The following is a 16,201-nucleotide window of genomic DNA, read 5'->3' on the forward strand; positions in this document are numbered from 1 at the left end:
CCGGCCCGAAGCGGCGAAGTCGGGGAGCCGATCGCCTGTCTCCCAAGCCGATCACCTCAGGATGAGGGGGTTGGGTGAGATGGCCGGTGTGGCGATGGCCCTCAGAGCCGCGAAACGTAAGCCGCCAGATCCTTGATGTCGGCCTCGCTCAGCTCCTGTGCGACCTCGTTCATCGCAGGGTCGTAACCGGGCCGCGCGTTCGATTTGTAGCCGGCCAATGCTTTCAGCAGATACTCTTCCCGCTGATCGCGGATCCGCGGAATCGCGTCCCGGCCGGCGAGGTCGGCGCCGTGGCAGGAGTTGCACTGGTGCTTGGACACGAGCGCCTGCGCGCGCGCCGTCAGGGCCGGATCGGCAGGGTCCGCGGTGCGGGTCGGCGGCGGCAGGGTTCCGACTGCGTCGGCATAGGTGCGCAGATCGTCGTCGGAGAACCCGGCGGCGACGTCGTTCATCGGCGGCGCCTCGCGCTGCTTCTCCCGGAACTGGAACAGCTGCGTGACGACGTAATCCGGCATCTGGCCGCCGAGCGAGGGCACGCCCTCGGTCTCGGATGTGCCGGCCCCGTGGCAGGCGACGCAGGGGGCGAGGCGCTCCGGCACGGCCGCATCCGGGGCGGCCAGCGCCGCCCCCGTCAGAAGCGTACCGAGGGCCGGAAGCAGCCCCCGGATCATGCGTGAACCAACGGAATGCAGCATCACTGGCCGTAGCTGACCCGGTAGATCGCACCGTTATAGTCGTCCGAGACGAGCAGCGAGCCGTCCTTGGCGACGAGGACATCGACCGGGCGGCCGACATACTTGTTGTCCTGCAGGAACCCGGTCAGGAACGGCTCGACCGCCGCGACCTTGCCGTCCGCCCCCGGCTTGGCCACCACGACGGCGCCGCCGAGCTTGGTGGTGCGGTTCCAAGAGCCGTGCTGGGCGATGAAGATCGCGTCGCGGTAGGCCTCCGGGAACATCGTGCCGGTGTAGAAGCGCATCCCCAGCGAGGCCGTGTGCGGCCCGAGCAGACCCACCGGCGGGGTGAACTCCGCGCAGGAATGGCCCCAGCCGTATTCCGGGTCCGTGAAGGTGCCCTGGTGGCAGAACGGGAAGCCGAAATGCTGCTTGCCCGGCTGGGTCAGTACGTTCAGCTCGTCGTTCGGGATGTCCTCCGAGACCCAGTCGCGGCCGTTGTCGGTGAACCAGAGCTGCTTGGTCTTCGGGTTCCAGTCGAACCCGACCGTGTTGCGCACGCCGCGGGCGATCACCTCGGCGTTCTTGCCGTCGAGGTCGATCCGGCGGATCTGCGCGTGGGTGTCCGGCGGCATCAGGATGTTGCCGGGGGAGCCGACCGGCACGTAGAGCTTGTTGTCCGGGCCGATGGCGATGAACTTCCAGCCGTGGGCCTCGTCCTTGGGCAGGTCGTCGTAGACGAGGGTCGGCTTCTCCGAGCCGTCGAGGTGCTTCTCGATGTCGTCGTAGCGCCAGATCTTGGACAGCTCGGCGACGTAGAGGGCGCCGTCGTGAAAGGCGACGCCGTTCGGCCGGTGCAGGCCCGACGCGATGGTCTTGATCTCGCGTTTCCCGTCCTGGCCCGCCTGCGGCAGCACCGCGTAGACCTTGCCCACGGTGCGGGTGCCGACGAACAGCGTGCCGTCCGGCGCCTGGGTCATCTCGCGGGCGTTGGCGAGGCCGCTGGCATAGACCTCGATCGTGAACCCGTCCGGAACCTTGAGCTTGTCGAGGGGCAGCTTGGCGACCGGGGTTGCGAGCGGCGGACCGGCCACCGGCGCGAGCTTCGCGGCAGCGCCGCCCTCGGGGCGCCCGTAGAGAGCGTCGCCGCGCTCGACCTTCACGCTCGCGGGCGGGGCGGCGGTGGCAGGTGTCTCCTGCGCGCGGGCGGCGCGGGGCGTCACGGCGCCCAGGCCGAGGCAGGCGAGCGCGGCCGCGAGGCTGCGGCTCAGGGTGGGCTTGCGGGTCGGGGTCTTGAGAGTCGGCGTCATGGTGTCTCCCGATGCGGCCCGTTCTCGCTCAAGCCGCGTGTTCTGCACTCTTTATTCAACGAGAAGCTTCGAGACGCGAGCCGACAGACGGACGCGGATGCGACAGCGCCCCGCGGCCGTAACCCGACCCGGGATCAGGGCCGCGGCGGGCTCGTGCCGGCTTGCGTGACGAAGCGGTCGCCGTCCTCCCGGAGCAGGAGGCGGTCGGTCACCAGGGCATCCACCGCCCGGGCGACGGCATCCCCGTAGGCGGACGGGTCCGCGTAGCGCTCGGCCAGAGAGGGGCGCGGATCACCCTTGGCGTCGCGCTCGGCCTTCGTGGCCGCGAAGGGCAGCAGGCTGCCCTCCCGGTCGCAGAGCTCGCCCGCCGGGAACGGTTCGGCGTAGAGGTTCCAGCCAGTATGGGTGCCGCGCGGCGCGGCGACGTCCGGCAGGCGGATGCCGGCCACGTCCTGCCCGTCCGCATCGACCCGCGGCACCAGCGGCCGGTATTGCGGCCCCACCTCGGGATGCGGATCGACGTAGGTCGGGAAGCGGGCGATGGCGTTCGTGATGGTCGCGACCGCGAGGCCGGGCGTGTACGGGAAGCCCGTCGCCGTCGGCTCGACCAGGGTCCCGTCCGACAGGCGTGGCACCCGGCTCGCGGGCGGGGTTTTCCCGTCGCGTACCCATTCGTCCAGATCGACCAGCAGGGCGCGCAGGGCCGGGCCGGGGTTGAGCGTGTTGCGCGGGTTGGCGCAGGGGCCCTTGTCGGAGACGAGGCCCGAGCGACCGTAATGGAAGCCGCCCGCGATCAGGTAGGCGCGGGCCGTGTCGGGCAGGTCCAGGTCGGTCCGGCCGAGGGGATCGGTGGTGAGCAGCGAGGCACCCTTCTGCCAGTACTCGGTCTCGGTGTTCACCTCCATCCAGAGCGGGTCGAAGCCGTCGCCGCGCAGCAGCGCGCCGCGCTGGCCCGTCACCGGATCGTGCTGCAATGCGGCCGAGAACGGGAAGGCGTTCTCCGGGTAGAGGTGATCCTCGTGCTGCGTGTTGGTGCGCGAAGGCTGGGCGAAGCGCGCGTTGAGGAAGACGCCGCCGACCCCCGAGATATGCGCCAGCATCCCGTCGAAGACTCGGGCGCCGGCCTCGTCGCGGTTGAAGCCAAGATGGACGAAATCGCGCAGGAACCGGCCGCTCTGCGAGACACCGAGCGCCAGGACGCGGCGCACGCCGCTGGCCGGGTTGTCGGCCGCGCCTCCGCGCAGATAGGCGACCACGTCCCGGGTGGCGGCGAAGCCGAGGCCCAGGACCTTCGGTCCTTCGGCCTCGTAGGTGAACTGGTAGAGCGAGCCCGGCTGCGGCTTGGTGCCCTCGGGCAGCAGCTTGAGCTGGCGCGGACCCGCGAAGGCCCAGGCGGCGCGCGGCACCGGCTGGGGCGGGTCGGCCTCCCGGCGCTGGACTGTCAGGGTGGCGTTCGGCTGATCCGTCCCGGCCGCCGCGAAGGTGAGGTAGAACGGCGCCTCCGTGGGGCCGCGCGTGCCGCTGACGAGTTCGTCCCGCACGAGGCCGGTGATCGGCTTGCCGTCTTGGGTCGCGACCGGCACGTCGATCGCCATGCCGCCGTTCTGGCGCAGGGCGTCGGCCTCCCAGCCCGACCACACGATCGTGTCGCCGCGGTTCAACACGAGGGCGGTGCCGGTATCCCGAGCCGTGCGCGGGTCGTTGACGGCCTGGGCCGCCTGCGGGGGCGCGTCCATCACCCAGTTGAACAGGAACTTCCGGCCGCGATTCAGCACCTCGTAGAGTAGCGTGCCACTGCCGCGCGCGGGATCCTTGGGCCGCAGGATGAACAGGTCGGTGCGGTATTCGACGAGGCCGCGGGCGTTGCGGGGCGCGAGCGCGATATCGGCGATGCCGGCATTGGCCGGGTCGGCCGAGTCGATCTCGCCGCGGGCGAAGCCGATCACCCGCTCGTAGGCGCCCGCCTGCCCGAAGCCGGCACCATCCGCGAAGGGTTCGACCGCCGTGACGTCGATCCCGACGATGCGAGCCGATGCGCGCGTGGCGAGCGGAAGCGACAGCGCCAGGACGGCGACGCAGGCACGCAGGCGCACGGCGCGGACACGCATTCCTCGACCTCCCCGATCTCTTGAGCCGCAGCGGACCCGGCTCTTGTCCACGACATGACGGAGGCAGGGCACGCGTGTCGACAGAATTCCGTAGACCCGTCTTTCACGTCGCCGTCAGATGTCAGGGGCGGATCGACGCCGCATTCGATCGGAGACGGTTGTGCTCGCCTTGCGTTTTGGCGACCGATCTCCGAAAACGCCCCCCGTCCGGGAAGCTAGGCTTGGCCCGGGTGACCGGCCGTCCGCCGGAGCCCGGCCGACGCGGCGTTCCGATCCGGTGCGAGGACAGGGTTCGATGATCGATTACGCGCAGGCGCGGCGGATGATGGTCGACTGCCAGTTGCGGACCTTCGACGTGAACGACATCGCGGTGCTCGACGCGTTCGACGACGTGCCGCGCGAAGCCTTCGTGCCCAAGGGGCGCGAGCCCTTCGCGTATATCGACCAGACCCTGCACATCGACGAGGCCGGTTCCGAGACCCGCTGCATGCCGGCTCCGATGGTTTTGGCCCGGATGATCCAGGCCCTGAAGATCCGCCCGGGCGTCGCCGCCCTCGACATCGCCAGCGGCTACGGCTACGCGGCCGCCGTGATGGCGCATCTCGGCGCGCAGGTGACGGCGCTCGAATCAGTGCCCGGCCTCGCCGCTGAGGCGCGCACCCGGCTGGGCACCGCCGCGCAGGTGATCGAGGGGCCGCTCGCGGCCGGGGCGCCGAAGCACGCGCCGTTCGACGCGATTCTGATCAACGGCCGCGTCGAGGTCCGGCCGCAGGCGCTGCTGGACCAGCTCAAGGACGACGGCCGCCTCGTCTGCGTGATGGGTCCTCACCGCAACGCCAAGGTGATGGTGTTCGTGCGTGCCGGCGACGCCTTCGGGGCACGGCCGCTGTTCGACGCGTCGCTGCCGGGGCTCGAAGCCTTCCAGGAGGAAGCCGGGTTCGCGTTCTGAACGATCACACGTCGGTCGATACTAACGCCATCCAGCCCACCACCTCGGGATGAGGGGGGTGGGTTGGAGAAACCGCTCAGGCTTGCCCTTGGGCCGCCCCCGTCCGTGCACTCAGCCCAACCGATAATCCGCCATCCGCGCCCGCCGGGCGCTCCGGCGGTACGCCATTACCGAATCCGGCCACAGGGTGGCGTTGCGCCCCTGCGCGTCGAGATACCAGCTCTTGCAGCCGCCGGCCTGCCAGATGCTGTCGGCGAGCCGGGCGCGGATCCGGTCGAGGAAGCGCGCCTGCGCCTCCGGGCGGACCTCGATGGCGCGGGTCCCCCGCCGCAGGGCCTTCAGGCAGTCCAGCACGTGCTGCACCTGAACCTCGATCATCGAGACGACCGAATTGTGCCCGAGCCCCGTGTTCGGCCCGAGCAGCATGAAGTAGTTCGGGAAGCCCGCGACCGTGATGCCCTGGTAGGCGCCCATGCCGTCGGCCCAGATTTCCTTCAGGCGCTGGCCGCCGCGGCCGACGAGGTCCATCCGCGCGAAGGTCGCCGTGATGTCGAAGCCGGTGGCGTAGACGATGACGTCGAGGTCATGCGTCCGGCCGTCCTCGGTGGCGAGGCCGGTCTCGGTGATCCGCGCGATGCCGCCGGTCTCCAGCGTCACGTTCCGGCGCTGGAGGGCGGGGTAGTAATCGTCGGAGATCAGCACCCGCTTGCAGCCGAGCCGGTAGTTCGGCGTCAGCTTCGCGCGCAGGTCCTTGTCGGGCACCGCCCTGGCGAGGTGGCGCCGCGCTACGGCCTCCGCCTGGCCGGTCAGCTTCGAGACCCGGGTGAAGCCCAAGACGGCGCGCACCTCGTGCAGCCAGAACAGCCGGGCCCGCTCCAGCCGCCGGGCGAGCGGCAGGCGCCGGTAGCGGGTCTTGGCGCGCTCCGCGATGGCGTGATCGTTCTTGGGCATGATCCAGGGCGGCGTACGCTGGAATAGCGTCAGATGGCCGGCGATCCTGGCGAGTTCCGGCACCACCTGGATCGCGCTCGCCCCGGTGCCGATGATTCCGATCCGCTTGCCGGCGAGGCCCACGGAATGGTCCCAGGCGGCCGTGTGGAAGGCCGGGCCCGTGAAGCTGTCGCGCCCCGGGATCGTCGGGTAGGCCGGGTGGTGCAGGCCGCCCATGCCGGAGACGATCGCCCGCGTAGTGATCGGCCCGCGGTCGGTCTCCACGTGCCAGACAGCCCCCGCCTCGTCCCACCGGGCGCCCTGGAAGGTCGTGCCGAGCTGCGTCAGGGGCATGAGCCCATGGCGCTCGGCGGTCTCGCGCAGATAGGCCAGGATCTCGGCCTGCGGCGCGTACATCCGGCTCCAGTCGGCCTTGGGGGCGAAAGAGAGGGAGTAGAGGTGAGACGGGATATCGCAGGCCGCCCCCGGATAGGTGTTGTCGTACCACGTGCCGCCGATGCTGTCGGCCTTCTCGATCACCCGCAGCGGCCCGATCCCGGCCTGTCGGCAGCGGATCGCCATGGCGAGCCCCGAGAAGCCGGCGCCGACGATCAGGACCGCCAGCGGTTCCGCGCCGGCTTCGCGTGGGGATTCGGTCATGGCTCGGGACTCCCGGACGGGGCGTCGGGCTTCGGCGCGTGGGCCTTCAGGAAAGCGGCGGCCTCGTCGAGGGAGGCGCGGGCCTCCGGCAGCATGCCGGCGGCGAACTGCCACGCATGGGCGACGACGGGAAAAACCTTCAGCTCGGTCTCGACGCCCGCCGCCCGGGCCCGTTCCGCCATGCGCACGGAATCGTCGCGCAGAACTTCGCGGCCGCCCACGTGGAACAGCAGCGGCGGGAAGCCGGTCGGATCGCCGTTGATCGGCGAGATCCGCGGGTCGGCCGGGTCGGCGTTTCCGAGATACATCGATCGGATCGTCCCCAGCGCCTTCGGGTCGAACATCGCGTCGCGCCAGGCATTCGTGACCCGGGAGCCGCCTTCGGAGACGAAGTCGGTGGCCGGGGAGAACAGGGCGGCGGCCCAGGGCATCGGCATGTTGCGCGCCCGGGCCTCGCCCATCAGCACCAAGGCGAGGTTGCCGCCGGCGGATTCCCCCGCCACGCAGGCCGCGCCCTCGGCGCTGAACGCCCGCCAGACCGCTACGACATCCTCGACGGCGGCCGGAAAAGGATGCTCGGGGGCCAGCCGGTAATCGGGCGCGAAGATCGTGAATCCGCGGTTCGCCAGGGCACCGGTCACGGGCCGGTGCGTGCGCGGCGCGCAGGCGATGAAGCCGCCGCCGTGGATGTACAGCATCCGCCGCCCGGAGCCCGCCTTCGGCCGGACCCACTCGCCCCGCACGCCACCGACAGTACCCGCCTCGTAGGTCACGCCCTTCGGGTCGGGGAAGGCCGGCGCCTCGAAGATGCGGCGGAAATCGGCCGCGCTCCGGGCCCTGGCGAGGGCGCCGCGGACCCGGCTGCGGACCATGTAGGCCCCAATATAGGCGCGCAGGCTCGCCATCTCAGAGTTTCCCGCCGGACATGCGCACGATCGTCTTCCAGTAACCCGCCGGCATCAGCCGCTGGATCAGGGCTGCGCTGCGGGCATCCTTGCCGATCACGATGCGCGGCGCCCTGGTCTCGATGCCGCGGATGATCGCCGCCGCCGCTTCCGTGGGGGCGAGCGTCAACAGCTTGCCGAAGGCCTCGCGGGCCTCCGCATCCTCCACCGCGGCGCGCTTGGCGGCCTCGGGATCGGTCGGCGGGCGTCGGCCGCGGGCGTTGCGGGAGATCGCGGTGGCGACGCCGCCCGGATGGACCACCGTCACGCCGAGGCCGGTGCCGGCATATTCGTGCCGCAGGGCCTCGGAGAAGCCGCGGACCCCGAACTTGCTGGTGCAATAGGCGACCTGCCCCGGCGGCGCGATCAGCCCGAACAAGCTCGACAGGTTGATGATCTGTGCCGCCGGCCGAGCGCGCAGCATCGGCAGGAAGGCGTGGCACATCCGCACGACCGCGCGCAGGTTGATGTCCATCAGCCACTCGAAGTCTTCGAGATGCGTCTCGTCGAACCGGCCGCCCAGGGCCACGCCGGCGTTGTTGATCAGGATGTCGAGGTGCCCGAATCGGTCCGCGGCCCAGTCCGGCAGCGCCCGGATCGCCTCCGCGTCCACGAGATCGACGACCCGGGTCTCGACCGCGGTGCCGTGCTCACGGATTCGCCGGGCGATCGTCGCGAGGCCTTCGGAATCGCGGTCCACCAGAAGCAGGCTGCATCCCTTCGCGGAAAGCCCGGTGGCCAGCGCCGCCCCGATGCCGCTCGCGGCGCCGGTGATGAGCGCGACCGTTCCGGCGAACTGAAACCTCTGCGCCAAGCTACGCCTCCCGATGCGCCGGTTGGTCCGGGCCTTGGCCGAGGGATAGCCCCGGCTCGCGGAATTGTCTAGGGTAAACACCCTAAACGGGGTTGGAGTCGATGGTGCAGGGCCGAAGCCGCCGGTTACTGGAAGGAGAGCCTGCCGCATCCTCCGGGGCGCCGAGCACCCGCGCGCGGATCCTTGCCGTCAGTCTCGCCCTGTTCAACACCCGCGGCCTGGGCCGGGTCACCACCGCGGAGATCGCCGCGGCGGCGGGGATCCGCGAGGGAAACCTCCAGTATCACTTCCCGCGCAAGACCGGCTTGGTGGAGGCGATATTCGCCGGGTTCGAGGCGGAGGCCGTGGCGGTCGCTGGCCGGATGCCGGCGGATCCGGGCGCGCCGGAGGCGCTGCTGGCCTACCAGCGGGCATGGTTCGACCTGATCTGGCGCTACCGCTGCGTCTACCGGGACGGCATCGCGATGGTGGAGATCGCCCCGGCGCTCCGGCCCCGCGTCCATGCCCTGCGGACGCGGACGCAAGGGCTCGCTCGGGGCGTCTTCGAGGCGGCGGCAGCCGCCGGGCGGTTGCGAATCGGCCCGGAGGCCCTCGGGCGGCTGATCGACAACGCCTGGATCGTCTCCAGCCACTGGATGAGCCACCGCCTCCAGGGCGGCACCGAGCTGACCGAGACCGACCTCGACTGGGGCTTCGCCCAGGTCCGCGATCTCTTCGTCCCGTATCTCGTCGCGCTTCAACCAGATTGATACGGTCTGGCCCGAACTTTCCATGGGCGGCGACCGCTCATGATCGAAGGACGCGATGCTCGACCGCCTGACCCATGCCGGCCTCAGCCTCCTGCTGCTGCTCACCGTCGCGGTGCTGTTCTCGACGAACCGGAAGGCGATCCGCCCGCGGGTCGTGCTCACCGGTTTGGCGCTTCAGGTCGGCCTCGGCGCCCTCATCCTGTTCCTTCCGGCCGGGCAGGCCGCCCTGAACGCGGCCGCCGACGTGGTGGTGCGGGCGCTCTCCTACGGCGACCGCGGCACCGCCTTCCTGTTCGGGGGCCTCGTCGAGCCGAAGATGTTCGAGCTGTTCGGCGGCTCGGGATTCATCCTGGCCCTGCGGGTGCTGCCGCAGATCCTCTACGTCTCCGCCCTGATCGGGGTGCTCTACCACCTCGGCGTGATGCAGGTCCTGGCCCGAGGCCTCGGCGCGGTGCTCCGGCGGATCCTCGGAACGTCGCCGATCGAGTCCTTCGCGGCGGTGATCACCATCGCGATCGGCCAGAGCGAGATCGCGGTGGCTTTGCGCCCGTTCCTCGCGCTGCTGACCGGGGCCGAACTGTTCGCCGTGATGTCGAGCGGGGCCGCCTCCACCGCCGGCTCGATCCTGGCTGGCTACGCCGCGCTCGGCGTCCCGATGACCTACCTGCTCGCCGCCTCCGCGATGGCGATCCCCGGCGGCCTGCTCTACGCCAAGATATTGGTGCCCTCCACCGAGCCGACACGGATCACCACCACCCGGGTGGAGTTCGGCGAGACCCGGGCTGCCAACATCATCGAGGCGGCGGCCGACGGCACCCAGAAGGGGCTGGCGGTGGCGGTCTCGGTCGGCGCGATGCTGATCGCCTTCGTGGGGCTGATCGCGCTGGCCGACGGCCTGTTCGGCGCCCTCGGCGGATGGATGGGCTATCCCGGCGCCTCGTTCGAGGGCGTACTCGGCTGGGCTCTCAGCCCGCTCGCGTGGCTCCTCGGCGTACCCTGGGCGCACGCCACGCTGGTCGGCGGTGCGATCGGCCAGAAGATCGCCTTCAACGAGTTCCTGGCCTATGCCAACCTATCGCCGAGCCTGAAGGCCGGGACGCTCGATCCCCGCTCGCAGGCGATCGTCTGTTTCGCCCTGTGCGGCTTCGCGAACTTCGCCTCGATCGCGATCCAGCTCGCGAGCTTCGCGAGCCTCGTGCCGGAGCGGCGCTCGGAGGTCGCCCGCTACGGGCTGCGGGCGATCCTGGCGGGCACGCTGTCCAATCTGACGAGCGCAGCGATCGCGGGACTGTTCGTAAGTTGATGTGAAAGCGTACCGATACGTCATCGACAGTCGCGCGCAGCGATTCGGCGCTCGATTGCGATCCGACGATGCATCTGCGCGACGCGCAAAAGAAAAGCGCCGCTTCGTGTGAAGCGGCGCCCAGACGTGCTGTCGAAAACTTAGTTGAAGGTGTCGATCTCAGCGGACTCGTAGCTGGTGACTTCCATGCCAACGCAGATCTCGGACACGATCGGAGCAGTCCAGGCCATGTGTTCCTCCTACAAAACTTCGGGTGATGGAATTGGAGACCACGATCACCGGCGCGTCATGCGCCCCGGATCACAGGCACTTAGTTGAAGGTGTCGATCTCGGCCGACTCGTAGCTGGTGACTTCCATGCCGACGCAGATCTCGGACACGATCGGGGCAGACCAAGCCATGGCGCTTCTCCTCGCTGTTGATGAGATCCATATAGGCAATATCTTGGACGCAATACAAGTGAGCACAACACTTATATTTCTCATAGGGAGCCCTGGTGCACGGGCGCGACACAGGCGGCCGGTGTCGGCGTCCGGCGGCTGAAAGCCGCCGACTCTGCAACCGTAACGGCTTGACGGGCCTTCCGCGCGGGCGCACGACGCAGCCGCGCGACATCGCCCCGGCGGCGCCGCGCTCCCTTCCAGCAGCGACCCGCGAAGCGACGTGCCCGACCGATCGTGCCTGCCGTGCCCGGCCCCGCGCCGTCGTCCCGCCTGAGCCGCTGAGAGGCCTGGCCGCGGAGCGCCGACGCAGCGCCCGGTCACGGCCCTGAACCAGGATGACCGGCGCCGCGTCGCCTCGTTACCACGAGGCGAGGCCATGAACGAGATCGCCCCCTTCGATACGAGCATCGATCCGTCCGTGCTGGCCGCGCGACTGTCGGACGAGCGTGCCCCCGACATCGTGGAGAAGCTGAACGACGAAGCCCCCGAAGTCGCGGCCGCGATCCTGCTCGGCCTGCCGATGGACCGGGCGGTGGAGGTGCTGGATCAGCCGGAACTCGACTGCGCCGCCGACATCATCGAGATGCTGCCCCGTGACCGGGTGGCCAGCTACCTCTCGGGCATGTCGGCCGACCGGGTGACCGACGTCTTCCGCGAGATCGAGGAGCCCGGCCGCTCCGACCTCCGCGCCCGCCTCGACGCCGAGACCCGCGGCGCCGTCGACCGCCTCTCGGCCTACGGCGAGGAGACGGTGGGCTCGCTGATGACCACCGAGTTCGTCACCGTGCCGGGCACCTGGACGGTGGGCCAGACCCTGGAGCACATCCGCCACGTCGAGAAGACCCGCGAGACGATCTACGCGATCTTCGTGCTCGATCCGCGCACCCGCGCGCTGACCAAGGCGGTGCCCCTGCGCCGGCTGATCTCGGGGGACCCGAACGACAACGTGCTGAGCGTTGCCCCGGGCCGGCGCCCGCTCGCCGTCTCGCCGACCGCCAGCCGCGAGGAGGCGGCCCGGCTGATCTCCAAGTACGACCTGCTGGCCCTGCCGGTGGTCGACGCGGTCGGCCACGTCATCGGCATCGTGACCGTCGACGACATGATCGACGCCATGATCGAGAAGCAGACGCAGGACGTGCAGCGCTTCGGCGGCATGGAGGCGCTGCCCGAGCCGTACATGGATATCGGCTTCTTCACGATGATCCGGAAGCGGGCCGGCTGGCTCTGCGCCCTGTTCCTGTCGGAGATGCTCACCGCCTCGGCCATGCAGGGTTTCGAGGGCGAGCTGGAGAAGGCGATCGTCCTGACGCTGTTCATCCCGCTGATCATGAGCTCGGGGGGCAATTCCGGCAGCCAAGCGACCTCGCTGCTGATCCGGGCGCTGGCGCTGCACCAGATCCGCCTGCGTGACTGGTGGCGGGTGGCGTTGCGGGAATTGCCGACCGGCATCGTGCTCGGCTCGATCCTCGGGGTGATCGCGGTGATCCGGATCGTCGCGTGGCAGAAGCTCGGCTTCTACGATTACGGCGAGCACTGGCCGCTGGTCGCCGCCACCGTGGGGGCGGCGCTGGTCGGGATCGTCACGTTCGGCTCGCTGTCGGGCTCGATGCTGCCGTTCCTGCTCCAGCGGATCGGCTTCGATCCCGCCACCGCCTCGGCGCCGTTCGTGGCGACGCTGGTCGACGTGACCGGGCTTGTGATTTATTTCTCGGTGGCGCTGCTGATTCTGCGCGGGACGCTGCTGTAGGCCCCGCGCTTGAGGCCGGTCGGATCCGTGCTTTTCCCTCACCCCTTTGCGGGGGCGGGTGCGCGGCAGTTCGGGCCTGCGCTTCCGGTCAGGGGCTGAGGTGCTGTTCCGTCCGCTCTCCGCCCCTAAACCATCCCGGCCAGCCGCTTCCGCTGCACCTTGCCGTTGGCCGTGCGCGGTAGGGCGTCGAGGAAGCGGATCTCCCGTGGGCGCTTGTAAGCGGCGAGCCGCTCGGCGCACCACGCGAGCAGCGCCTCCGGGTCGGGCGTCGCATGCGGCTGCAGCACCACGAAGCCGCAGATGACGGAGACGTCCGCCCGCACGGGCAACTCCGCGACGCCGACCTCCGCCACGGAGGGGTGGGCACCCAGCACCACCTCCACCTCGTTGGGCGAGACTCGGTAGCCCATCGCCTTCATCAGGTCGTTGTTGCGGCCCTCGAACCAGAGGTAGCCGTCGGCATCGAGCCGGGCGAGGTCGCCGCCGGCGAACCACTCGCCGCGCATTACCTCGGCCTCCTCCGCGGGGCGGTTCCAGTAGCCGAGCATCAGGGCCGGCTCGGAGCGGTGCACGGCCAGCAGCCCGGTCTCGCCCGCCGGCAGCGGCGCCGGCTCGCCCTCGACCGGAAGGATCGCCACGCGCCGCCCGGGCTGCGGCTTGCCGGGAGAGCCGGGGCGCACCGGGATGGTGGGGCCGCTGGAGATGTAGGTCGAGATCTCGCTCATCCCGAGCGCTTCGTAGAGGGGCTTGCCGGTGGCCGCGGTCCAGGCCGCGAGCAGTTCCACCGGGAGCGGTTCGCCCGCCGTGCAGCCGTGGCGCAGGCGCGACAGGTCGTGGGCCTCGGGGGCGCCGTATTTCAGGATCTGCCGGTAGAGGGTCGGCACGGCGGCGAAGATTGTGGCGCCGTATTCCGCGATCAGCCGCGGCCAGACCGCGGGATCGCGCGGGCCGTTGTAGAGCACCGCGGTGGCGCCGACCGACCACGGGTCGCTGAGACCCACGCCCAGCGTGTAGGTCCAGTTCATGGTGCCGGCGTGCAGCATCACGTCGGATTCGGTCAAGCCCAGCCAGTGGTCGAGCATCGGCCGCCGGCCGTAGGCGGCGCGGTGGGCGTGCAGCACGCCCTTCGGCCGGCTGGTGGTGCCGGAGGTGTAGATCAGCATCGCCGGATCGTCGGCGGCGGTGTCGGCGTAGGCGGGGAGCGGCGGGCCGGCCTTCAGGGTGGCGACGGCCGCGGAGTCGAGCAGCCGGCGGTCGCCCAGGGCCTCGGACGCCACGGTGCAGCCGCTGCCCACCACCACCGCGGCGGCGCCCGAGTTCTCCATTAGGAAGGCCGCCTCGCCCTCCGTGAGAAGCGGCGAGGAGGGCAACGCGACCAAGCCGGCCGCGAGCGCCCCGAAATGCACGAGGACGTAATCGGCCTCGTTGCCCATCCGGATCATCACGCGATCGCCCGGCCTGAGGCCGAGCCCGAGCAGCCCCGCCGCGATGCCGCGCACCGCCCGCTCGACCGCGCCGAACGAGAGCCGTTCGGCCGTGCCGTCACCGACCATCACCAGGGCGGTCTTGTCGGGGCGCAGGCGCGCATTCTCGGCGAGGCAGTACCGCGCCGCGTTGAACCGCGCGGGCGGATGGCGATCGTCTGGCAGGGTGTCGGACACCGGGCGCTTCCCCACGGGCGGGCTTTTGACCGGGTTTCCTGCCTGCGCGGGCCTTCGTCAACCGAAAGGGGACGGTGACGCTGCACGGCGCCACCGTCCCCCTGGATGTGATCGATCCGCGCGAGCCCGGATCGAGCGGCCGTGCGAAGAGAATCAGCCGCGGTCGTCGGCGCCCTCGCCGGCATCGGCCAGCGCCTGACCGACCTCCAGGCCGAGATCGTCGAGGTTGAACGCCTCGCGCTCGGTGACCGACTCGCCGCGGGCCTGACGCTCGGCCTCCTCGGGGCTGCGGGCGACGTTGACGGTGATCTCGACCTCGACCTCGGGGTGCAGCACCACCGGGACCTTGTGAAGGCCGAGCGTCTTGATCGGCTGGTTCAGGGTGAACTGGCCGCGATCCACGGTAAAGCCCTCCTTCGCGACGACCTCGGCGAGGTCGCGGGTCGAGACGGAGCCGTAGAGCACGCCGGTCTCGCCGGACTGGCGGATCAGCACGAAGCTCTGGCCGTTCAGCTTCTCGGCCACCGCCTCGGCGTCTTTCTTGCGGTCGAGGTTGCGGGCCTCGAGCTGGGCGCGCTGGGCCTCGAAGTGCTTCTTGTTGGTCTCCGTCGCGCGCAGGGCCTTGCCGCGGGCGAGCAGGAAGTTGCGGGCAAAGCCGGGGCGGACGTTCACGGTCTCGCCCATCTGGCCGAGCTTGGCCACGCGCTCGAGCAGGATCACTTCCATGGTCTTTCTCCTTCAGGTTGTCGGCCTCTCGGGCCGGGGGTTCACGGCGCCGGGCTGTTCTTCGGGCGGTCCTGGGAACGCCGGCGGTCGAGGGCGGTGTCGGCGAGGCCGAACAGGGTGAGGGCGACGAGGGCGATGCCCTGCGTCACGAACACGATCAGGTACAGCCCGAACAGCATCAGGGTGCGTCCGGGCCGCCCGCGGGAGCGGTCGTGGAAGGCGGCGAGGCCCTGCAGCGCGAAGGCCGCGCTGAACCCGCCCACCAGGGCGACGCCGAGCACGCTCACATAGCCGGGGCCGAGGCACATCAGCAGCGCGGCCCCGAGGGCGGCGAGCGTGATCCGCGGCATGGCGGTCGACGGGAGATCGGGCCAGGGCCGGGGCAGACGGCCGGAGATCTTCACGATCCGGGCCGAAGCCCAGAGATAGAAGGCGAAGAGCAGAGCCAGCCCGTTGGCCGCAAACGCCGGCACCACCCGCGCCAGGGCATCGGCCATCTCGCTCCGCGTCACGTCGGCCGGATCGGCATCGGTCCGGGTCTCGGTCTGCGCATCGGCGTCCGCAGCCGGCGTCCCGCCGGTGCGCTCCGTCCCGGCCAAAGACGCATCGGGGGGGCCGGCGTTGCCGGTCGTGCGGGGGGCAGGCATGCGGGCCTGCACCAGCGTCTGGGCGAGGCCGCGCAATTGCCGGTCGAAGGCGGCGTGATTTGGCGAGGACAGGACCGCGATGGCGATGAAGGCCAAAGCCGCCGTGGCGGCGATCCATCCGAGCAGGCGGCCGGTCGGGTACCATTCGAGGCCGCGCGGCGTCTCGCGCCCGAGGAGCGTTAGGTAGGCGAGCCACCACGCGGGCAGGGCGATGTAGGCGCCGAAGGCGAGGCCCATGAAGGGCGCGATCGCCAGGGCCAGCGCGAGGCTGCCCGCCGCGGCGGCCGCCAGCGCGGCCTTGTGGCTCCAGCCGAGCCCGACGATCAGGATCGGCAGGGGCGCAACGAGATAGAGCAGGATCGCGAGCGGCGTCGCCTTCAGGAGCACCCCGAACAGGAGTGCCGAGACGAGGCCCGCGCCGATACCGATGCCGATATGCTGTGCCATGACTTCCGCTGTCCCGCTGCCGCTGCGGCAGGGTTAGAGGCGGCTTCGCGCCCCAACGATCGGGCGACCTCGGGCCGCCCTCTGCGAGGA

Annotated in this window: 15 protein-coding genes; 4 read left to right on the forward strand and 11 right to left on the reverse strand. The window is 70.6% G+C overall.

What is annotated here, in order from left to right; genetic code table 11:
- Nucleotides 1–101 precede the first annotated feature (101 nt).
- From MKK75_RS34100 to MKK75_RS34110, 3 genes are all read right to left on the reverse strand, one after another.
- A complete protein-coding gene (locus tag MKK75_RS34100) occupies nucleotides 102–671 on the reverse strand; it encodes a c-type cytochrome (RefSeq protein ID WP_244046903.1) in 570 nt (189 codons plus the stop codon).
- A gap of 23 nt (nucleotides 672–694) precedes the next feature.
- Nucleotides 695–1,984, reverse strand: coding sequence for a PQQ-dependent sugar dehydrogenase (locus tag MKK75_RS34105; RefSeq protein WP_244046904.1), 1,290 nt, complete (start codon nucleotides 1,982–1,984; stop codon nucleotides 695–697).
- 134 nt (nucleotides 1,985–2,118) lie between these two features.
- Complete coding sequence (locus tag MKK75_RS34110; RefSeq protein ID WP_244046905.1) at nucleotides 2,119–4,092, reverse strand: alpha/beta hydrolase domain-containing protein; 1,974 nt, start codon at nucleotides 4,090–4,092, stop codon at nucleotides 2,119–2,121.
- A 295-nt stretch (nucleotides 4,093–4,387) separates the two neighbouring features.
- On the opposite strand from MKK75_RS34110, the gene MKK75_RS34115 reads away from it, so the two are divergent.
- Nucleotides 4,388–5,041 carry a protein-L-isoaspartate O-methyltransferase family protein gene (locus MKK75_RS34115; protein ID WP_244046906.1) on the forward strand — a complete coding sequence of 218 codons (654 nt, stop codon included), beginning with the start codon at nucleotides 4,388–4,390 and terminating at the stop codon, nucleotides 5,039–5,041.
- A gap of 111 nt (nucleotides 5,042–5,152) precedes the next feature.
- Here MKK75_RS34115 and MKK75_RS34120 read toward each other — a convergent pair whose 3' ends face one another.
- From MKK75_RS34120 to MKK75_RS34130, 3 genes are read right to left on the reverse strand one after another with little or no spacing between them, the layout of a single operon-like run.
- A complete protein-coding gene (locus MKK75_RS34120) occupies nucleotides 5,153–6,631 on the reverse strand; it encodes a flavin-containing monooxygenase (RefSeq protein WP_244046907.1) in 1,479 nt (492 codons plus the stop codon).
- Nucleotides 6,628–7,536 carry an alpha/beta hydrolase gene (locus MKK75_RS34125; protein ID WP_244046908.1) on the reverse strand — a complete coding sequence of 303 codons (909 nt, stop codon included), beginning with the start codon at nucleotides 7,534–7,536 and terminating at the stop codon, nucleotides 6,628–6,630. The genes MKK75_RS34120 and MKK75_RS34125 overlap by 4 nt, the downstream gene beginning before the upstream one ends.
- A 1-nt stretch (nucleotide 7,537) precedes the next feature.
- On the reverse strand, nucleotides 7,538–8,389 hold the full coding sequence (locus MKK75_RS34130; protein ID WP_244046909.1) for an SDR family NAD(P)-dependent oxidoreductase: 852 nt from the start codon (nucleotides 8,387–8,389) through the stop codon (nucleotides 7,538–7,540).
- A 101-nt stretch (nucleotides 8,390–8,490) separates the two neighbouring features.
- On the opposite strand from MKK75_RS34130, the gene MKK75_RS34135 reads away from it, so the two are divergent.
- Together MKK75_RS34135 and MKK75_RS34140 are read left to right on the forward strand one after the other, a co-directional pair.
- Complete coding sequence (locus MKK75_RS34135) at nucleotides 8,491–9,138, forward strand: TetR/AcrR family transcriptional regulator (protein WP_244046910.1); 648 nt, start codon at nucleotides 8,491–8,493, stop codon at nucleotides 9,136–9,138.
- Between the two features lie 55 nt (nucleotides 9,139–9,193).
- Complete coding sequence (locus MKK75_RS34140) at nucleotides 9,194–10,441, forward strand: NupC/NupG family nucleoside CNT transporter (protein WP_244046911.1); 1,248 nt, start codon at nucleotides 9,194–9,196, stop codon at nucleotides 10,439–10,441.
- A gap of 140 nt (nucleotides 10,442–10,581) precedes the next feature.
- Here the strand turns inward: MKK75_RS34140 and pqqA (MKK75_RS34145) are convergent, their stop codons facing one another.
- Both pqqA (MKK75_RS34145) and pqqA (MKK75_RS34150) read right to left on the reverse strand, forming a co-directional pair.
- Nucleotides 10,582–10,671: a pyrroloquinoline quinone precursor peptide PqqA gene (pqqA, locus tag MKK75_RS34145; protein WP_091712468.1), complete on the reverse strand. Its 90-nt coding sequence runs from the start codon at nucleotides 10,669–10,671 to the stop codon at nucleotides 10,582–10,584.
- Nucleotides 10,672–10,751: 80 nt separating this feature from the next.
- The gene (pqqA, locus tag MKK75_RS34150) at nucleotides 10,752–10,841 is read right to left on the reverse strand and encodes a pyrroloquinoline quinone precursor peptide PqqA (protein ID WP_007559223.1); all 90 of its coding nucleotides are present in this window, start codon (nucleotides 10,839–10,841) and stop codon (nucleotides 10,752–10,754) included.
- Nucleotides 10,842–11,259: 418 nt separating this feature from the next.
- On the opposite strand from pqqA (MKK75_RS34150), the gene mgtE reads away from it, so the two are divergent.
- Nucleotides 11,260–12,630 carry a magnesium transporter gene (gene mgtE / locus MKK75_RS34155; RefSeq protein WP_244046912.1) on the forward strand — a complete coding sequence of 457 codons (1,371 nt, stop codon included), beginning with the start codon at nucleotides 11,260–11,262 and terminating at the stop codon, nucleotides 12,628–12,630.
- A gap of 125 nt (nucleotides 12,631–12,755) precedes the next feature.
- On the opposite strand, the gene MKK75_RS34160 is transcribed toward mgtE, so the two are convergent.
- The 3 genes from MKK75_RS34160 to MKK75_RS34170 form a co-directional block, all read right to left on the reverse strand.
- On the reverse strand, nucleotides 12,756–14,291 hold the full coding sequence (locus MKK75_RS34160) for an acyl-CoA synthetase (protein WP_244046913.1): 1,536 nt from the start codon (nucleotides 14,289–14,291) through the stop codon (nucleotides 12,756–12,758).
- 153 nt (nucleotides 14,292–14,444) lie between these two features.
- Entirely contained in the window at nucleotides 14,445–15,017 is a 573-nt protein-coding gene (gene rplI / locus MKK75_RS34165) for a 50S ribosomal protein L9 (protein ID WP_244046914.1), read from the reverse strand.
- Nucleotides 15,018–15,058: 41 nt separating this feature from the next.
- Nucleotides 15,059–16,111, reverse strand: coding sequence for a hypothetical protein (locus tag MKK75_RS34170; RefSeq protein ID WP_244046915.1), 1,053 nt, complete (start codon nucleotides 16,109–16,111; stop codon nucleotides 15,059–15,061).
- Between the last annotated feature and the right edge of the window lie 90 nt (nucleotides 16,112–16,201).

The organism is Methylobacterium sp. J-030 (genome assembly GCF_022829545.1).
In the GTDB taxonomy this organism is placed as follows: domain Bacteria; phylum Pseudomonadota; class Alphaproteobacteria; order Rhizobiales; family Beijerinckiaceae; genus Methylobacterium.